Below are 1,948 nucleotides of genomic sequence, written 5' to 3'. Positions count from 1 at the left end.
CACCAAGATCCGCCAATTCATCACCGGCTGGAACGACCGCTGCCACCCCTTCGTCTGGACCAAGACCGCCGACCAGATCCTCACCAAAACGAACCGTCAAAAGATCTCAACCACGGGGTACTAGGGCTGTGGGCCTGCAGCGGCGGCGAGGGCGCGAAGTTCTGGATGAGCGTGCTGGTGGACCTGAAGAACCGGGGCGTCAAGGACGTGTTCTTTCTCGTCTGCGATGGCCTGAAAGGGCTCCCCGAGGTGGTGGCGCAGGTGTGGCCGCACACCATCGTGCAGACCTGCATCCTGCATCTCATTAGGAACTCGTTCCATCTCACCTCGAAAAGGCATTGGGACGCGCTGAAACGCGATCTCAAAGCGATCTACGCCGCTTCCACCCCTGACGCTGCCGCGACCGCACTGGAAGAACTCGCCGACAAATGGTCGGGGAAGTACCCGGCAATGGTGCGGCTATGGCGGAACGCCTGGACCGAGTTCATTCCATTCCTCGACTACGACATCGAGATAAGAAGGATGATCTGCTCGACCAACGCCATCGAATCCCTAAACGCACGTTACCGCCGAGCGGTACGGGCACGTGGGCACTTCCCAACCGAACAAGCGGCGATGAAGTGCCTGTACCTTGTCACCCGCAGCCTCGACCCCACCGGGAAGGGAGCTGCCCGATGGATGGTGCGCTGGAAGCCAGTCATCAACGCATTCGCCATCACCTTCGGTGACCGCTGGCCGGTCACCGAGACCTACTAGAACCAACCGCCGGAAACACCGTTCGTGTTACGGACCCCGTCGCCTAGCCTCGGCGAGGGCCGCGGTCAGGGGGTCAGTCAGTGTGACCACGAGGCGCTCACCGCGGTCGCGTATTGCAATGTCGTGACCGCTACGAGGATCGTCGACTAGATCGTCGTATGGCCGCCCAGTGAGGAGTTCCTCGAGCGTTCCGAGTTGCACGACAGGGTCAATGCCCTTGACCGAGAGCGTGTCGTAAACGACGAGGTTGGGATCTGTGCCGAGCACGGGCTCTGGCTCGGGGCGTTTGCGCCCGAAAGTCCCGCGTTGCCGCCCCGCAGGGGGAACCATCGTCGCCTGGGAGCCGGGCCACCAACACGATCAATGACGGTGGCCGCTTCCTCATCGGATGCAGCTGCGAAGTAGTCGAAGAGCACGCCCATGGCGGGCATCCTGCCACGACGCGCGATGACCTGTGATCGACTGGATAGCAAAGCGCGTACATCGGCATGACCGCACCTCACTATCCGCGGCATGAGCGGGCGGCCACTACAGGATCATTCGGTGGAGGACACTTGTGACGTGGAGCCCTTCGTCGTGTACCTGGACTTTCAGGCGATCCAGCCGTTGACACCAGACGATCTTGATCGGATCGCCGCCGCCCTCCGCCCCCACGACGAGGAGTTGTGCGTCTGGTCGGGTGAGGCGCCAAACGAGCTGAAGGTATGCATGAACGTCGCGCAGGAGGATTTCTCTTTGGCTGCGGGAGGCGCGGTCGGCGAGTTGGGCCACGCCCTTCTCCGTGTAGGTGTGGCGGGTGAGGTCCGCCGGGTCGTGGCGTGCAGCGACGAAGCCCAGCTGGTCGTAGAGGGACCAGACCTCCAGGTTCTTGAACGACGCGGTGGCCAGACGTACTGCGACTGGTGCATGCGGCCACTCACGCCCTCGTCGATCGCTGAATCAGAACGCCTCGGACTCGACGACGAATTCGCCTGGGCGTGCGATTCATGCCTCGCCGAGGGCGCCCACCACCGGCCTCCCGACGGATTTGAACCTCCGGAATCAGGGTGGCCGTACCGCGAGCAGCACTAGTACCCCGTGGTTGAGATCTTTTGACGGTTCGTTTTGGTGAGGATCTGGTCGGCGGTCTTGGTCCAGACGAAGGGGTGGCAGCGGTCGTTCCAGCCGGTGATGAATTGGCGGATCTTGGTGA

The 1,948-nt window shown here is 62.4% G+C and carries 1 protein-coding gene and 3 pseudogenes; 3 read left to right on the top strand and 1 reads right to left on the bottom strand.

Going from position 1 to position 1,948, the window contains the following annotated elements:
- The 3 genes and pseudogenes from ABN028_RS35745 to ABN028_RS35095 all read left to right on the top strand — a co-directional run.
- Nucleotides 1-124: pseudogene (locus ABN028_RS35745) on the top strand (IS630 family transposase); the annotation flags it as partial.
- Nucleotides 118-756: pseudogene (locus tag ABN028_RS35100) on the top strand (IS256 family transposase); the annotation flags it as partial. The pseudogenes ABN028_RS35745 and ABN028_RS35100, both read left to right, overlap by 7 nt.
- 513 nt (nucleotides 757-1,269) lie before the next feature.
- On the top strand, nucleotides 1,270-1,827 hold the full coding sequence (locus ABN028_RS35095; RefSeq protein ID WP_349699653.1) for a hypothetical protein: 558 nt from the start codon (nucleotides 1,270-1,272) through the stop codon (nucleotides 1,825-1,827).
- Here ABN028_RS35095 and ABN028_RS35740 read toward each other — a convergent pair.
- A pseudogene (locus tag ABN028_RS35740) lies at nucleotides 1,824-1,948 on the bottom strand (IS630 family transposase); the annotation flags it as partial. The gene ABN028_RS35095 and the pseudogene ABN028_RS35740 sit on opposite strands and share 4 nt — an antisense overlap.

Source organism: Actinopolymorpha sp. B17G11 (assembly GCF_040196095.1).
Lineage (GTDB): Bacteria > Actinomycetota > Actinomycetes > Propionibacteriales > Actinopolymorphaceae > Thermasporomyces.
The sequence above is the reverse complement of the archived record's forward strand: the minus strand, read 5'-3'. Positions and strand labels throughout refer to the sequence as shown.